The organism is Roseburia inulinivorans DSM 16841, from assembly GCF_000174195.1.
Classification (GTDB): Bacteria; Bacillota; Clostridia; order Lachnospirales; family Lachnospiraceae; genus Roseburia; species Roseburia inulinivorans.
Genome location: NZ_ACFY01000170.1, coordinates 102568 through 115830 on the forward strand (window position 1 = coordinate 102568; position 13263 = coordinate 115830).

The window sequence follows — 13263 nt, forward strand, 5'->3', positions numbered from 1 at the left end:
GCAGAAAAACGATTTTGTTTTTCTGTCGGAATTTGTATAACACCCCGATTTTTGTCTGAAAAAGGCGACCGATTTTCCTTGAGGGCTTGTCCTGCGACGCTTATAATAATGGTAAGCTTAAAGGGAGGAAAATATGGAAAAAGTACGGTATATGATTTCAGATGCATCCAGCATGGTAAATGTGGAATCGCATGTATTGCGTTACTGGGAAGATGAATTGGAGTTAAACATTCCGCGAAACGAAATGGGACACCGTTACTATACACAGGAAAATATCAAAGAATTTCAATATATCAAAGAATTAAAAGAGAAGGGCTATCAGCTCAAAGCCATAAAAATGATCGTACATAATGGTGATATGGAGCAGAGACTTCCGGAACTTACCGGAAATGAGGCAGATAAGCCTGGTGGCGTAAAAAATCATCAGGTTTATTTTAAAAACCCGGAGACCTTAGCTTTGGCAGAGGCAAAGCAGAGCATATTGGACAATACGGACCGCATGGCGCAATTCACAGAACTCATGACAGATATTGTGGGCAAGGCGATCGCAGCAAACAATGAAAATTTAAGCAGGACGATCAGCGAAGATGTGGGGGAACAGGTACTCAAGGAGATGAATTATCTGATGCGGGAGCGTGAGGAACTGGAAGAGGAACGTTTCCGGCAGCTGGATGAGGCAATCCGCGGCAATTTAAAAAGAAAAAACACCATTATTAAAAAATGGACAAAGAAAAAACCGTCAGAAGCCTGACGGTTTTTCTTATGTACTTTTGCAAAGCCTGTTGCGGATTATTCTTCGCTGATAGCTCCTGTAGGACAAACTCCTGCACAAGTTCCGCAGCTAACGCAAGAACCTGCATCGATAACGAACTGGCTGTCTCCCTGGCTGATAGCGCCTACTGGACATTCTGGTTCGCAAGTTCCACAGCTAACGCATGAATCAGAAATTACGTATGCCATTGATATTCCCTCCTTATAATTAAATAAAAATCATTATTCTGCGTATTAAGAATACGCATCACATCATAAATGATGTAAGGTTATCGTCGCCAATAACTTTAACACACATTTTAATACAAACAGACACGGTTTACAAGTCCATAACATGAAAAATCGTGTATTTTAATTAGCACAAGCCATTAAAATACACGATAATGAAAGCGTAAATGATAAATATTGCTCAATAACAAAAATTAAAAAGTTGAGAAGTGATACAGCGTCTTGGAACGGAAATCCTCGCCGGGATGAAGCACGATGCTTGGGAAATTTCCGTGATTGATCGCATCAGGGAAATGCTGTGTTTCCAGGCAGACACTGGAGTGCTCTGCGTATGGAACGCCCTCTTTTCCCGGAAGCTTCATTGGCTGGTTTGCGACATAAAGCTGCAGACCCGGCTGGTCCGTAAAGCAGGTCATGCGGATTCCCGTCTCTTTGGACTGGAGAACGGCAGCCTCCCTGAGACCGGTTCCATTGATGACAAAGTTGTGATCGTAAGTGCCGAATTTTTTAAACTGCTCATAATCGGAGTTGTACATTTTTCCGATTGTGTGCATGGTGCGGAAGTCAAATGGAGTGCCATCTACCGGGATAAACTTTCCGGTTGGAGCCTGGGAGTCATCGAGTTCCGTGATCTCATCTGCATCAATAAACAATTCATGCGACATAATATCTCCATGACCTTCACCGTTTAAGTTAAAATAACCGTGATTTGTCACATTGAACAGTGTATCCGCATCTGTGGATGCTTCGTAAAGAATCGAAAGCTCATTGTCCTCGGACCATCCATAAGTGACTGTCAGTGTCAGATTACCGGGATATCCCTCTTCCCCATCTGCTGAATTCATGGTTAAAATTAATTTGTCATCTTTGATCTTCGATTCCCAGATCTTAGAAGCGTAACCGACGATACCGCCGTGCAGATGATTTGTTCCGTTGTTGATGGCAAGCTGGTATTCTTTTCCATTCAGAGAAAAGTGGCCATCTTTGATGCGGTTGGCAACCCGGCCTACTACAGCACCGAGACTTGCATCATCGTCTGCATAGTGATCGGCTGTTGAGAATCCAAGACATACATCTACCGGATCACCATTGCGGTCCGGCACGACAATTTTTGTCAGACGGCAGCCAAAGTCAATGATCTCAACATAAGCGCCGCTTGTATTTTCCAAATGAAATAAATTAATAGTGGAACCGTTTTTGGTAGTTCCAAATTCAGATTTTGTAATTTTCATAACGATCTCCCTCCTGTAAGAAAGATTGCTGATATTCCTGCCAATACATAAAATATCGGAAAAGAAGCAGTTATTATTTAAAAATAACTGCTGCATGAATATTCTTTACCTAATAAAAATTATTATGCCACATTTAGAAAAACATAGCAAGTATGTTGCCTAATTTTTGGAATTGTGAGATAATAATGCATGAATATTCGGAGGAATAACATGCAGACTAAAGTTGTAAAAATAGATCCATTTCAGATAGACGAAAATGAAATGAAAGAAGCGGCAGAACTCATCCGAAAAGGAGAACTGGTAGCATTTCCAACAGAGACCGTATATGGTCTGGGTGCAGATGCGCTGCATCCGGAAGCATCAAAAAAGATATATGCGGCAAAGGGACGGCCATCAGACAATCCCCTGATCGTGCATATCTGCAAATTTGAGGAACTTGTTTCCATTGCAAAAGAAGTTCCTGCTCAGGCAGAAAAGCTGGCAGACGCATTCTGGCCAGGACCGCTCACGATGATCGTCTGGAAGAATGAAAAAGTACCATATGAGACGACCGGCGGTATGGAGACCGTAGCAATCCGTATGCCAAAACACCCGGTAGCATTAAAATTAATTGAGGAAAGCGGATGCCTGATTGCAGCACCAAGTGCAAATACATCCGGCAAGCCAAGCCCGACAGAGGCTTCCCATGTGAAGCTTGATCTGGATGGCAAGATACCGATGATCTTAGACGGAGGACCGGTAGGAATCGGCATTGAGTCAACAATCATTGATCTGACCGAAGATACTCCGATGATCTTACGCCCTGGTTATATCACGAAAGAAATGTTAGAAGAGGTTCTTGGTGAGGAAGTGAAGATCGATCCGGGAATTATAGCCTCGGATTCGCTCACAAAGCCGAAAGCACCTGGAATGAAATACAAACATTATGCACCGAAAGCAGATCTTGTGCTTGTAGATGGCGAGGCAGAGAACGTTGTGAAAAAGATTAACGAACTCGTAGCCGAAAAGCAGAAAAATGGTCTGAAAGTCGGAGTGATCGCAACGGATGAGACAAAAGATCAGTATCAGGCAGATATTGTTGTGAGCATTGGAGCGCGGGCGGATGAAGACGCGATCGCGCAGCATCTCTATAAGATTTTAAGGGAATTTGATGACTGGAATGTAGATGCAATCTATTCAGAGAGTTTTGCAACACCAAGGATTGGACAGGCAATCATGAACCGTCTTTTGAAGGCGGCGGGACATCAAGTATTACATGTGTAGTTTTGATGACCGATGCAGAGATCAGAAAGGCATGATTTATATGAAACAATATAACCGAATCCTGTTTGTGGCAGAGAGCGGCACATCCCGTGCGCCCATGGCAGCAGGGATTTTAAGTGAATACACATTAAAGCACCCGGTGACAATAGAGTGCAGAGGCTTAGTTGTACTTTTCCCGGAGCCGTTGAATCAGAAGGCAGAGGCAGTGATGATCAGCAATGGAATTAACTGGGAGAATTTCACATCCACGCAGCTTGAGGATGAAGATTTTACAGATGATACGCTCGTACTCACGATGGAGCACAGCCAGTTAGAGAAGATTTTTGAAAAATACCCAAGTGCCAGAGAAGAAAATGTATATGTACTGACAGAACTTGTCGGTGATGAATTAGAGATTTTAGATCCTTATGGCGGATCACTGCAGTCTTATGGGCTGTGTTATGAGACCATGAGGAAATCAATCATAAAATTAGTAAAACTTTTAAACGAAGGAGAATAAAAAACATGTCAAAAGTAGTAGTAATGGATCACCCATTAATCCAGCACAAAATTGGAATTATGAGAAGAACGGATACAGGTTCCAAGGATTTCCGTACACTTGTAAGTGAGGTTGCAATGTTAGAGTGCTATGAGGCAACCAGAGATCTGAAGCTGACAGATGTTGAGATCGATACACCAATCTGCCATGCAACTGTAAAAGAATTAAAGGGTAAAAACTTGCAGTCGTACCTATTTTACGTGCAGGTCTTGGAATGGTAGACGGAATGCTTGCAATGATCCCAGCCGCAAAGGTAGGACATATCGGATTGTACCGTGACCCTGAAACATTAGAGCCGGTAGAGTACTACTGCAAATTACCGGATGACTGCGCAAACCGTGAAGTATTTGTTGTTGACCCAATGCTTGCAACAGGTGGATCTTCCGCAGCAGCAATCCAGATGTTGAAAGACAAAGGTGTAAAAAATATCCACCTTATGGTTATCATCGCAGCTCCGGAAGGAGTGAAGAAAATGCAGGAAGCACATCCGGACGTAGATATTTATATCGGTGCGCTGGATGATCATCTGAATGAGCATGGATATATTGTTCCGGGTCTTGGCGATGCCGGAGACAGAATTTTCGGAACAAAATAATCCAGAGAAATACCCGTTTTTCTGAGAGGAATAGATATGAGTGAGAAACGCAGAGATTACATCAGCTGGGATGAATATTTTATGGGTGTGGCAATGCTTACCGGCATGCGCTCCAAGGACCCGAACACACAGGTAGGGGCGTGTATTGTAAGTGCAGACCATAAGATTTTATCGATGGGATACAACGGACTGCCAACAGGCTGTTCGGATGATGAATTCCCATGGGGACGGGAAGGTGCTCCGCTGGAGAACAAATACCTGTTTACCACACACAGTGAGCTGAATGCAATTTTAAATTATCGAGGTGGAAGTCTGGAAGGCTCGACGATTTATGTTTCATTATTCCCATGCAATGAATGTGCAAAAGCAATTATTCAGGCGGGAATTAAGAGAATTGTGTACGACAGCGACAAGTATGACGGAACGCCGTCTGTTGTGGCATCCAAGCGTATGTTAAAGGCTGCAGGAGTCGTGATGCAAAAGTATGAACATACCAACCGGGAGATTACGATCAGACTTTAACCGCAGACCATAGAAGAACAGCAGAGAGGAGAACATCACTTATGAAGAATCAGAAAAAAGTGTTTCAGTCACTGACACTGATTTTACAGTTTGGGCTGAATATGATCGTTCCCATTGTACTTTGCATGATGTTCGGCATATGGCTCGGCAGGAAATATGATATTTTGTGGATTACGATCCCGTTTTTTGCCATAGGGGCATTGGCGGGTTTCACCAATATTTACAAGATGGCAAAAAAGATTTATGGATTAGGCAGAAAAGACAGGAAGAAGTAAGATGTTAAAGAGACTAAACGATGCATTACCAGAACTTGTTCTAGGTATTATAGTATATGGGATTGTCGTGGAACTGGCAGGCGTATGGTTTGTGACGGACAAGCTGCGGTACACAACGGGACTGGTGATCGGAATTGCATTGGCTGTGGGAATAGCGGTCAACATGGCAATCGTACTTCGGGATGCCGTTGAAATTTATGGCGGAGAGCATGCACAGGCAAAGATCATTGCTAAGTCGATTTTGCGGTATGTGATCGTTGTGATCGTCTTTTTTGTCATGATGAAGTTTAATCTTGGTAATTTGTTTACAGCTTTTATCGGTGTCCTGGGATTGAAGATATCTGCTTATCTTCAGCCCTTTACACATAAATTTGTTTTAAAACTGCAGGGAAGAGTGGAGACACCTTCCGAAAGCAGCGACAATTAAAAACGAGAAAGGAGGAGGTGAGAACGTGAGTAACGCAATCCTAATGTCTGGTGGAGCGGATGATATTGACTTTATGATCCATGGACTGTTCTCCTATCAGCTGTTTGGACATACTGTGTGGATTACAACATCCCATGTATGCATTCTGATCGTTATGCTTGTGATCCTGATCTTTGCAGTGATTGCAAACCGTAAGATCAAACATGCGACAGAAGTACCGGATGGCTTTCAGAATGTCATTGAACTCATCGTTGAAAAGTTGGATGGTGTAGTTATGGGCACGATGGGTAAAGTAGCTGGTCCGAAGTTTGTGAATTATATCAGCACAATCTTTATTTTCATTTTTATGAGTAATATCTCCGGTCTGTTTGGTCTCAGACCACCAACAGCGGACTATGGTACAACACTTGCACTTGGTCTTATTACATTTTTCCTGATCCATATCACGCAGTTCAAAAATCTGCCGTTGAAACAGATCTGGGTAGACATGTGTTCGCCATTACCACCATGGCTGCCAATTTGGTTCCCAATCAATGTGATCAGTGAGATTGCGGTACCGATTTCCCTGTCATTACGTTTGTTCGCAAACGTATTATCAGGAACCGTTATGATGGCGCTTGTATACGGCTTATTGAGCAAAATTGCGATTATCTGGCCGGCAGCCCTTCATGTGTACTTTGATTTGTTCTCAGGAGCAATTCAGACCTATGTATTCTGTATGCTGACAATGACTTATATCAGCCAGAATTACGAACAAGAGTAGAAAAGGAGAATTCAATATGAATATTACAGGACAGGATTTAATTTTAGCATGCTCAGCAATCGGAGCAGGTTTAGCAGTTATCGCAGGTATCGGACCTGGTATTGGACAGGGTATCGCAGCAGGACATGCAGCAGCAGCCGTTGGTAGAAATCCGGGTGCAAAAGGCGATATTATGTCAACCATGCTTTTGGGTCAGGCTGTAGCAGAGACAACAGGTCTTTATGGTCTGTTGATCGCTATGTTATTACTTTTCGTAAAACCATTAGTATAAGAAGTTTTGGGAAAAGCTAAAATAAACGGAAAGGAGGCCAGACCTTGGAGGAAATGACAAGACTTTTTAATCTGGATTTCCAGCTTCTGCATGATACCGTACTTCTTGCAATCGCTATTTTCTTCCTGTTTTTAGCCCTGTCATATCTGTTATTTAATCCGGTCCGTAAGATGCTTAAGGACAGACAGGAGAAGATCGCAACAGATATCGACACCGCACTTGCAGATAAGAAGGATGCCGCTGCTTTAAAAGCAGAGTACGAAGCGAAGCTGAAAAATATAGATAAAGAGGCAGAACAGATTTTAAGCGAAGCCCGCCAGAAAGCTTTGAAAAACGAAGCCAAAATTGTGGACGAAGCCAAGGAAGAGGCTGCTCGGATCATCCAGAGAGCGAACGAGGAAGCAGAGCTTTCCAAGAAACGTGCAATGGATGAGGTAAAACAGGAAATGATCACAGTTGCATCTATGATGGCTGCAAAAGTTGTAGCTGCCAATATTGATGCTACAGTTCAGGATACGCTGGTAGAAGAGACATTGAAAGAAATGGGTGAATCAACATGGCAAAGCTAGTATCAAAAACATACGGTGACGCATTGTTTGAGGTAGCTTTGGAGAAAAAACAGCTTGATGAGTTCCTGGATGAAGTCAAAGCGGCACAGACCGCCATTGAAGAAAACAAAGAACTCTTCAAATTAATGAGTCATCCAAAAATCGTAAAAGAAGAAAAAATCAAGATCATCACAGACATTTTTACAGGAAAAGTTTCCGAAGAACTTGTTGGACTTCTCCGCATGATCGTGGATAAAGGACACTTTGAACAGGTGGACAGTGTATTTACTTACTTTATTGATGAAGTAAAAGAATACAAGAATATCGGAACTGCTTATGTGACTTCCGCAATGGAGTTATCCGATGCACAGAAGGCAGCAGTGGAAAAACGGTTATTAGAGACAACAAAGTATGTGAAATTTGAAATGCATTATGATGTCGATTCCGAATTGATCGGCGGAATGGTGATCCGTATCGGCGACAGAGTCGTTGACAGCAGTGTTCGGACCAAATTATATGATCTGACACGCGAGTTATCCAAAATACAGTTGAAAGCAGGTGAATGCGCTTCATGAATTTAAAACCAGAAGAAATAAGTTCCGTTATTAAAGAACAGATCAAACGTTATGCAGCGCAGTTAGAAGTAGCTGACGTTGGTACCGTAATTCAGGTGGCAGATGGTATCGCACGTATTCACGGTCTTGATAATGCAATGCAGGGCGAACTTTTAGAGTTCCCTGGCGAAGTATATGGAATGGTATTAAACCTTGAGGAAGATAACGTTGGTGCCGTATTGCTCGGTAACCAGAAGAATATCAACGAGGGTGATACTGTAAAGACAACCGGACGAGTTGTTGAAGTTCCAGTCGGGGACGCTATGTTAGGACGTGTAGTCAATGCATTAGGACAGCCAATTGATGGCAAAGGACCTATTGAAACAGACAGATACCGCCAGATCGAACGTGTTGCATCCGGTGTTATTTCCAGAAAATCAGTAGATACACCGTTGCAGACAGGTATTAAGGCGATCGATTCCATGGTTCCGATCGGACGTGGACAGCGTGAGCTGATCATCGGTGACAGACAGACCGGTAAAACAGCGATCGCAATCGATACAATTATCAACCAGAAGGGACAGAACGTAAAATGTATTTACGTTGCAATTGGTCAGAAAGCTTCTACCGTTGCATCTCTTGTTAAGACATTAGAAGAATTTGGTGCGATGTCTTACACTACAGTTGTAGCATCAACTGCAAGTGAATTAGCACCATTACAGTATATTGCACCATACGCAGGATGTGCGATTGGTGAGGAATGGATGGAAGCAGGACAGGATGTTCTCATTGTTTACGATGATCTGAGTAAGCATGCAGCTGCATACCGTACACTCTCCTTGCTTCTTAAGAGACCACCAGGACGTGAGGCTTATCCAGGTGATGTATTCTATTTACACTCCAGACTGTTAGAGCGTGCAGCTCGTCTTTCTGATAAATTAGGCGGAGGTTCTTTAACAGCACTTCCAATTATCGAGACACAGGCCGGTGACGTATCAGCATACATTCCTACAAATGTAATTTCCATCACAGATGGTCAGATTTATCTGGAAACAGAGATGTTCAACTCCGGTTTCAGACCAGCGATCAACGCAGGTCTTTCCGTATCCCGAGTTGGAGGTTCTGCCCAGATCAAAGCGATGAAGAAGATCGCAGCACCTATCCGTGTGGAACTTGCACAGTATCGTGAGTTGGCAGCATTCGCACAGTTCGGTTCCGAGCTGGATGCAGATACTACCGAGAAGCTTGCACAGGGTGAAAGAATCCGTGAGATTTTAAAACAGCCTCAGTATCAGCCAATGCCGGTTGAAAAACAGGTTATGATCATTTATGCAGCTACCAAGAAGTATCTGATCGACATTCCGGTTGAGAAGATCCTTGATTTTGAGAAAGCATTATTTGAGTATGTTGATACGAAGTATCCGGAAGTGCCAGAGGCAATCCGTACTGAAAAAGTCATCAGTGATGAGACAGAAGCAAAACTTGTAAAAGCAATCGAAGAATGCAAAGCGGACTTTTTAAAGTAGGCGGAGGGAGGTTTTTCTTATGGCCTCAATGAAGGACATTAAAAGAAGAAAAAGCAGCATACAGAGTACGCAGCAGATCACCAAAGCCATGAAACTTGTTTCGACTGTAAAGTTACAGAAAGCAAAGGGAAGAGCGGAACAGACGAATCCATATTTTAATTATATGTATCAGACTGTCAGCTCCATGCTTGCAAAGTCCGGAAACATTAATCATCCATATTTAAAATCCGGGGAATCCACGAAAAAGGCAGTGGTTGTGATCACGTCTAACCGTGGACTTGCCGGAGGCTACAACTCCAATATTGTAAAGCTGATTACAGGAAGTGATTTGAACAAAGAGGATCTTTTGATCTATGCAATTGGTAATAAAGGACGTGAAGCATTAGAGCGCCGTGGTTACCATATTGAACTGGAGGATTCCGCGATGATCGAATCTCCTTCCTATGAGGATGCAGCAGCTCTTTGTAAAAAGATCCTGCAGTCATTCTCAGACGGTGAGATTGGCGAGATTTATCTTGCTTACACGCATTTTAAAAATACCGTCAGCCATGAGCCGAAGCTTATCAAACTGCTTCCGGTTGAGATTGAGGCAGGGGACGTAGCGGAGGATACAGATTCGAATATTCTTATGAATTATGAGCCAACCACAGAAGAAGCACTGGATATGATCATTCCAAAATATGTCACCAGTCTTTTCTATGGAGCATTGGTAGAAGCTGTAGCCAGTGAAAATGGAGCGAGAATGCAGGCGATGGATTCTGCAACAAGTAATGCAGAAGAAATGATCAGCGATTTGACTCTGAAGTATAACAGAGCGCGTCAGGGCGCTATCACTCAGGAATTAACTGAGATCATAGCAGGCGCGTCAGCAATTTCCTAGATAAGCAGATTGAGTATCAAGTGAAATATATCTGCATGTGCTTGCACAAATGCAGATATATAAGCACGCAATCTGCGTATTAGGGAATAGAAAATAAAATAACAAGGAGAAATTATAGCATGGCAAATAATATAGGTAAAATTACCCAGATTATTGGTGCCGTTCTGGATATCAAATTCACAGAAGGCAACCTGCCTGAGATCAACGATGCTATCAAAGTTCCTACCAAAGATGGAAAAGAACTGGTAGTAGAAGTCTCACAGCATCTGGGTGATGATATTGTCAGATGTATCGCCATGGGATCTACAGACGGACTCGTACGTGGAATGGATGCGATCGCTACAGGTGCTCCGATCAGCGTTCCTGTAGGTGAGAATACGCTTGGACGTATGTTCAATGTTCTGGGAAATCCTATTGACGAGATCGATCCACCAACGGGTGTCGAGACATGGCCTATCCATAGAAAAGCACCTGCCTTTGAAGAGCAGGCAACTTCTCAGGAAATGTTAGAGACAGGTATCAAGGTCGTTGACCTTCTCTGCCCATACCAGAAAGGTGGTAAAATCGGATTGTTCGGTGGTGCCGGTGTAGGTAAGACCGTATTGATCCAGGAGCTGATCCACAATATCGCTACCGAGCATGGTGGATATTCTGTATTCACAGGTGTAGGAGAGCGTACACGTGAGGGAAATGACCTTTACTATGAAATGAAAGAATCAGGCGTTATTGATAAGACAACCATGGTGTTCGGACAGATGAACGAGCCACCAGGAGCACGTATGAGAGTTGCACTTACCGGTCTTACCATGGCAGAGTACTTCCGTGATAAGGGTGGAAAAGACGTACTTTTATTCATTGATAACATTTTCCGTTTCACACAGGCAGGTTCCGAGGTTTCCGCACTGTTAGGACGTATGCCTTCAGCCGTAGGTTACCAGCCTACTTTACAGACAGAGATGGGTGCGCTCCAGGAGCGGATCACATCTACAAAGAACGGTTCCATCACATCCGTACAGGCAGTTTATGTGCCGGCCGACGACTTAACTGACCCGGCTCCGGCAACAACATTTGCCCATCTGGATGCAACAACCGTATTGGAACGTTCGATTGCAGAGTTAGGTATTTACCCAGCCGTAGATCCACTGGCATCTACTTCCCGTATTCTTGATCCACGTATCATTGGTCAGGAGCACTTTGAAGTTGCCCGTGGTGTACAGGAAATTTTACAGAAATACAAAGAACTTCAGGATATTATCGCAATCCTTGGTATGGACGAGTTATCAGAGGATGATAAACTTGTCGTTAACCGTGCGAGAAAGGTACAGAGATTCTTATCCCAGCCATTCTTCGTAGCAGGACAGTTTACTGGTCTGGAAGGAAAATATGTTCCAATCGCAGAAACAGTTCGTGGATTTAAAGAAATCCTGGAAGGAAAACATGATGATGTTCCAGAAAGTTACTTCTTAAATGCAGGAAGCATCGATGAAGTACGCGCTCGTATGAACGCTTAAGGTGGAGGATTATTATGGCAGAGGAAAATAAGATTTTTACCGTAGAGATCATCACTCCGGATCGAATCTTTTATAAAGGAGAGGGAGACATGATCGAATTTACAACTGCTGTTGGTGAGATTGGTGTATACAAGAAACACATTCCACTGACCACCGTTTTAGCACCGGGTGTTGTGAAGATTCACAAGACAGGTGAAGATGATGTGATCGCAGCAGTGCATTCCGGTTTTGCAGAGATTCTGCCAGATAAAGTAACCCTTCTTGCAGAGATTGCAGAATGGCCGGATGAGATCGATAAAGGTCGTGCTGAAGCAGCAATGAAGCGTGCCGAAGAACGTCTCGCAAATAAGACCGAGGCGATCGATGTGAAGCGTGCAGAGTTTGCACTTCGCAAGGCGCTGGTTCGTCTTGATATTGCAAAATAAAAGAAATGCTGGAAATTCCCCGGAGAGTGTTATATACTTTCTGGGGAATTTTTAATACAAGACAAAAGAATGTTTTAGTATAAAAACATAAGGAAAGGGCAGGGCGATCATTATGAAAATAACAATTGCAAGACAGTGTGGAAGTGGCGGACATGAAGTGGCAGAGGCTTTGGCAGAGAAGCTAAAGCTGGAGATATTTGACAAGAAAAGATTTGTGGAAGAAGCAAAAAAGAGAAACGTCTATGATGAAAATGCCAACTTTTTAAATGAAAAACCAATCGACAGTTTTCTTTACAGTATTGCGATGAGCTATGGAGCGACAAATCCGAGAGACCGCTATATTGATTTTGTAAAAGAGCTGACAGAACAGGAAAATTGCATCATTATCGGAAGATGTGCGAATTATATTTACAGAGATGACAAGGACTGCGTTTCCGTTTATCTGCATGCAGACAGAGCGGTCAGATGTGAGAGAATACAGAAACGGGATCAGATATCGGAGAGAGAAGCCCTGAAAACGATTCAGGAAGTTGATGAGAAACGTGCTGCATTTCAGGAACAGTGCACGTCTACCAAATGGGGCGACGGAAACGAGTACGATCTCTGTATCAATACCGGTATAATTGGGATCGAGTATGCGGTGGAGATGATTCTGGAGTATATTCGGTTTGAAAATATATTATAATGAATATTAGAAATTAATTGTAAAAGCACGTTTTATCAATAAAAGGGAATCAATAGAAGCAGTTACATGTAGAAATGAAGCACATGAAACTGCTTTTCTATTTTATTAGATAAACATTGCAAATAGTAGATATCATAAAGTTAGAAAAATGAAAAAAATGAGTAGAATAAGGTTGGAAAAAATGAAAAAACAGGTATAATAAGGTTAGAAAAATTGAATATTATGTATAAAAGTGGGTTGGAAAAATTA

The 13263-nt window shown here is 42.8% G+C and carries 17 protein-coding genes and 1 pseudogene; 16 read left to right on the plus strand and 2 right to left on the minus strand.

Going from position 1 to position 13263, the window contains the following annotated elements; translation table 11 throughout:
• The first annotated feature begins 133 nt into the window (after positions 1–133).
• Complete coding sequence (locus ROSEINA2194_RS18940) at positions 134–751, plus strand: MerR family transcriptional regulator (protein ID WP_007890523.1); 618 nt, start codon at positions 134–136, stop codon at positions 749–751.
• A 38-nt stretch (positions 752–789) separates the two neighbouring features.
• Here ROSEINA2194_RS18940 and fdxA read toward each other — a convergent pair whose 3' ends face one another.
• The gene (fdxA, locus tag ROSEINA2194_RS20755) at positions 790–960 is read right to left on the minus strand and encodes a 4Fe-4S ferredoxin (protein WP_021922115.1); all 171 of its coding nucleotides are present in this window, start codon (positions 958–960) and stop codon (positions 790–792) included.
• Between the two features lie 233 nt (positions 961–1193).
• Entirely contained in the window at positions 1194–2231 is a 1038-nt protein-coding gene (locus tag ROSEINA2194_RS18945) for an aldose epimerase family protein (protein WP_007890524.1), read from the minus strand.
• 210 nt (positions 2232–2441) lie between these two features.
• Here ROSEINA2194_RS18945 and ROSEINA2194_RS18950 point away from each other — a divergent pair, with 210 nt between their 5' ends.
• The 15 genes and pseudogenes from ROSEINA2194_RS18950 (at position 2442) to ROSEINA2194_RS19020 (ending at position 13014) form a co-directional block, all read left to right on the plus strand.
• On the plus strand, positions 2442–3494 hold the full coding sequence (locus ROSEINA2194_RS18950; RefSeq protein WP_044928928.1) for an L-threonylcarbamoyladenylate synthase: 1053 nt from the start codon (positions 2442–2444) through the stop codon (positions 3492–3494).
• Between the two features lie 40 nt (positions 3495–3534).
• The gene (locus ROSEINA2194_RS18955) at positions 3535–3993 is read left to right on the plus strand and encodes an arsenate reductase/protein-tyrosine-phosphatase family protein (RefSeq protein WP_021922112.1); all 459 of its coding nucleotides are present in this window, start codon (positions 3535–3537) and stop codon (positions 3991–3993) included.
• A gap of 5 nt (positions 3994–3998) precedes the next feature.
• Positions 3999–4627, plus strand: a pseudogene (gene upp, locus ROSEINA2194_RS18960) (uracil phosphoribosyltransferase).
• A 36-nt stretch (positions 4628–4663) separates the two neighbouring features.
• Positions 4664–5149 carry a deoxycytidylate deaminase gene (locus tag ROSEINA2194_RS18965; protein WP_007890529.1) on the plus strand — a complete coding sequence of 162 codons (486 nt, stop codon included), beginning with the start codon at positions 4664–4666 and terminating at the stop codon, positions 5147–5149.
• A 41-nt stretch (positions 5150–5190) separates the two neighbouring features.
• On the plus strand, positions 5191–5424 hold the full coding sequence (locus ROSEINA2194_RS18970) for an AtpZ/AtpI family protein (protein ID WP_007890530.1): 234 nt from the start codon (positions 5191–5193) through the stop codon (positions 5422–5424).
• A 1-nt stretch (position 5425) separates the two neighbouring features.
• On the plus strand, positions 5426–5851 hold the full coding sequence (locus ROSEINA2194_RS18975) for a hypothetical protein (RefSeq protein ID WP_007890531.1): 426 nt from the start codon (positions 5426–5428) through the stop codon (positions 5849–5851).
• Between the two features lie 43 nt (positions 5852–5894).
• Positions 5895–6614, plus strand: a complete 720-nt coding sequence (gene atpB, locus ROSEINA2194_RS18980; protein ID WP_007890532.1) for a F0F1 ATP synthase subunit A — start codon at positions 5895–5897, stop codon at positions 6612–6614.
• A 16-nt stretch (positions 6615–6630) separates the two neighbouring features.
• Entirely contained in the window at positions 6631–6885 is a 255-nt protein-coding gene (gene atpE / locus ROSEINA2194_RS18985; protein WP_007890533.1) for an ATP synthase F0 subunit C, read from the plus strand.
• 53 nt (positions 6886–6938) lie between these two features.
• The gene (gene atpF / locus ROSEINA2194_RS18990; protein ID WP_007890534.1) at positions 6939–7454 is read left to right on the plus strand and encodes a F0F1 ATP synthase subunit B; all 516 of its coding nucleotides are present in this window, start codon (positions 6939–6941) and stop codon (positions 7452–7454) included.
• The gene (gene atpH, locus ROSEINA2194_RS18995; protein WP_007890535.1) at positions 7442–8008 is read left to right on the plus strand and encodes an ATP synthase F1 subunit delta; all 567 of its coding nucleotides are present in this window, start codon (positions 7442–7444) and stop codon (positions 8006–8008) included. Before atpF ends, atpH begins: the two co-directional genes overlap by 13 nt.
• The gene (gene atpA / locus ROSEINA2194_RS19000) at positions 8005–9513 is read left to right on the plus strand and encodes a F0F1 ATP synthase subunit alpha (protein WP_007890536.1); all 1509 of its coding nucleotides are present in this window, start codon (positions 8005–8007) and stop codon (positions 9511–9513) included. The genes atpH and atpA overlap by 4 nt, the downstream gene beginning before the upstream one ends.
• A gap of 19 nt (positions 9514–9532) precedes the next feature.
• Positions 9533–10393: an ATP synthase F1 subunit gamma gene (gene atpG / locus ROSEINA2194_RS19005; protein ID WP_007890537.1), complete on the plus strand. Its 861-nt coding sequence runs from the start codon at positions 9533–9535 to the stop codon at positions 10391–10393.
• 119 nt (positions 10394–10512) lie between these two features.
• The gene (gene atpD / locus ROSEINA2194_RS19010) at positions 10513–11904 is read left to right on the plus strand and encodes a F0F1 ATP synthase subunit beta (RefSeq protein WP_007890538.1); all 1392 of its coding nucleotides are present in this window, start codon (positions 10513–10515) and stop codon (positions 11902–11904) included.
• Between the two features lie 14 nt (positions 11905–11918).
• Complete coding sequence (gene atpC, locus ROSEINA2194_RS19015) at positions 11919–12329, plus strand: ATP synthase F1 subunit epsilon (protein WP_007890539.1); 411 nt, start codon at positions 11919–11921, stop codon at positions 12327–12329.
• Between the two features lie 112 nt (positions 12330–12441).
• On the plus strand, positions 12442–13014 hold the full coding sequence (locus ROSEINA2194_RS19020) for a cytidylate kinase-like family protein (RefSeq protein ID WP_007890540.1): 573 nt from the start codon (positions 12442–12444) through the stop codon (positions 13012–13014).
• Positions 13015–13263: the final 249 nt, after the last annotated feature.

What these genes read in the sequence shown, in the direction of transcription:
- ROSEINA2194_RS18940 (WP_007890523.1), top strand. Translation starts at nt 134, where the DNA reads ATGGAAAAAGTACGGTATATGATTTCAGATGCATCCAGCATGGTAAAT.
- fdxA (WP_021922115.1), bottom strand. Translation starts at nt 960, where the DNA reads ATGGCATACGTAATTTCTGATTCATGCGTTAGCTGTGGAACTTGCGAA.
- ROSEINA2194_RS18945 (WP_007890524.1), bottom strand. Translation starts at nt 2,231, where the DNA reads ATGAAAATTACAAAATCTGAATTTGGAACTACCAAAAACGGTTCCACT.
- ROSEINA2194_RS18950 (WP_044928928.1), top strand. Translation starts at nt 2,442, where the DNA reads ATGCAGACTAAAGTTGTAAAAATAGATCCATTTCAGATAGACGAAAAT.
- ROSEINA2194_RS18955 (WP_021922112.1), top strand. Translation starts at nt 3,535, where the DNA reads ATGAAACAATATAACCGAATCCTGTTTGTGGCAGAGAGCGGCACATCC.
- ROSEINA2194_RS18965 (WP_007890529.1), top strand. Translation starts at nt 4,664, where the DNA reads ATGAGTGAGAAACGCAGAGATTACATCAGCTGGGATGAATATTTTATG.
- ROSEINA2194_RS18970 (WP_007890530.1), top strand. Translation starts at nt 5,191, where the DNA reads ATGAAGAATCAGAAAAAAGTGTTTCAGTCACTGACACTGATTTTACAG.
- ROSEINA2194_RS18975 (WP_007890531.1), top strand. Translation starts at nt 5,426, where the DNA reads ATGTTAAAGAGACTAAACGATGCATTACCAGAACTTGTTCTAGGTATT.
- atpB (WP_007890532.1), top strand. Translation starts at nt 5,895, where the DNA reads ATGTCTGGTGGAGCGGATGATATTGACTTTATGATCCATGGACTGTTC.
- atpE (WP_007890533.1), top strand. Translation starts at nt 6,631, where the DNA reads ATGAATATTACAGGACAGGATTTAATTTTAGCATGCTCAGCAATCGGA.
- atpF (WP_007890534.1), top strand. Translation starts at nt 6,939, where the DNA reads ATGACAAGACTTTTTAATCTGGATTTCCAGCTTCTGCATGATACCGTA.
- atpH (WP_007890535.1), top strand. Translation starts at nt 7,442, where the DNA reads ATGGCAAAGCTAGTATCAAAAACATACGGTGACGCATTGTTTGAGGTA.
- atpA (WP_007890536.1), top strand. Translation starts at nt 8,005, where the DNA reads ATGAATTTAAAACCAGAAGAAATAAGTTCCGTTATTAAAGAACAGATC.
- atpG (WP_007890537.1), top strand. Translation starts at nt 9,533, where the DNA reads ATGGCCTCAATGAAGGACATTAAAAGAAGAAAAAGCAGCATACAGAGT.
- atpD (WP_007890538.1), top strand. Translation starts at nt 10,513, where the DNA reads ATGGCAAATAATATAGGTAAAATTACCCAGATTATTGGTGCCGTTCTG.
- atpC (WP_007890539.1), top strand. Translation starts at nt 11,919, where the DNA reads ATGGCAGAGGAAAATAAGATTTTTACCGTAGAGATCATCACTCCGGAT.
- ROSEINA2194_RS19020 (WP_007890540.1), top strand. Translation starts at nt 12,442, where the DNA reads ATGAAAATAACAATTGCAAGACAGTGTGGAAGTGGCGGACATGAAGTG.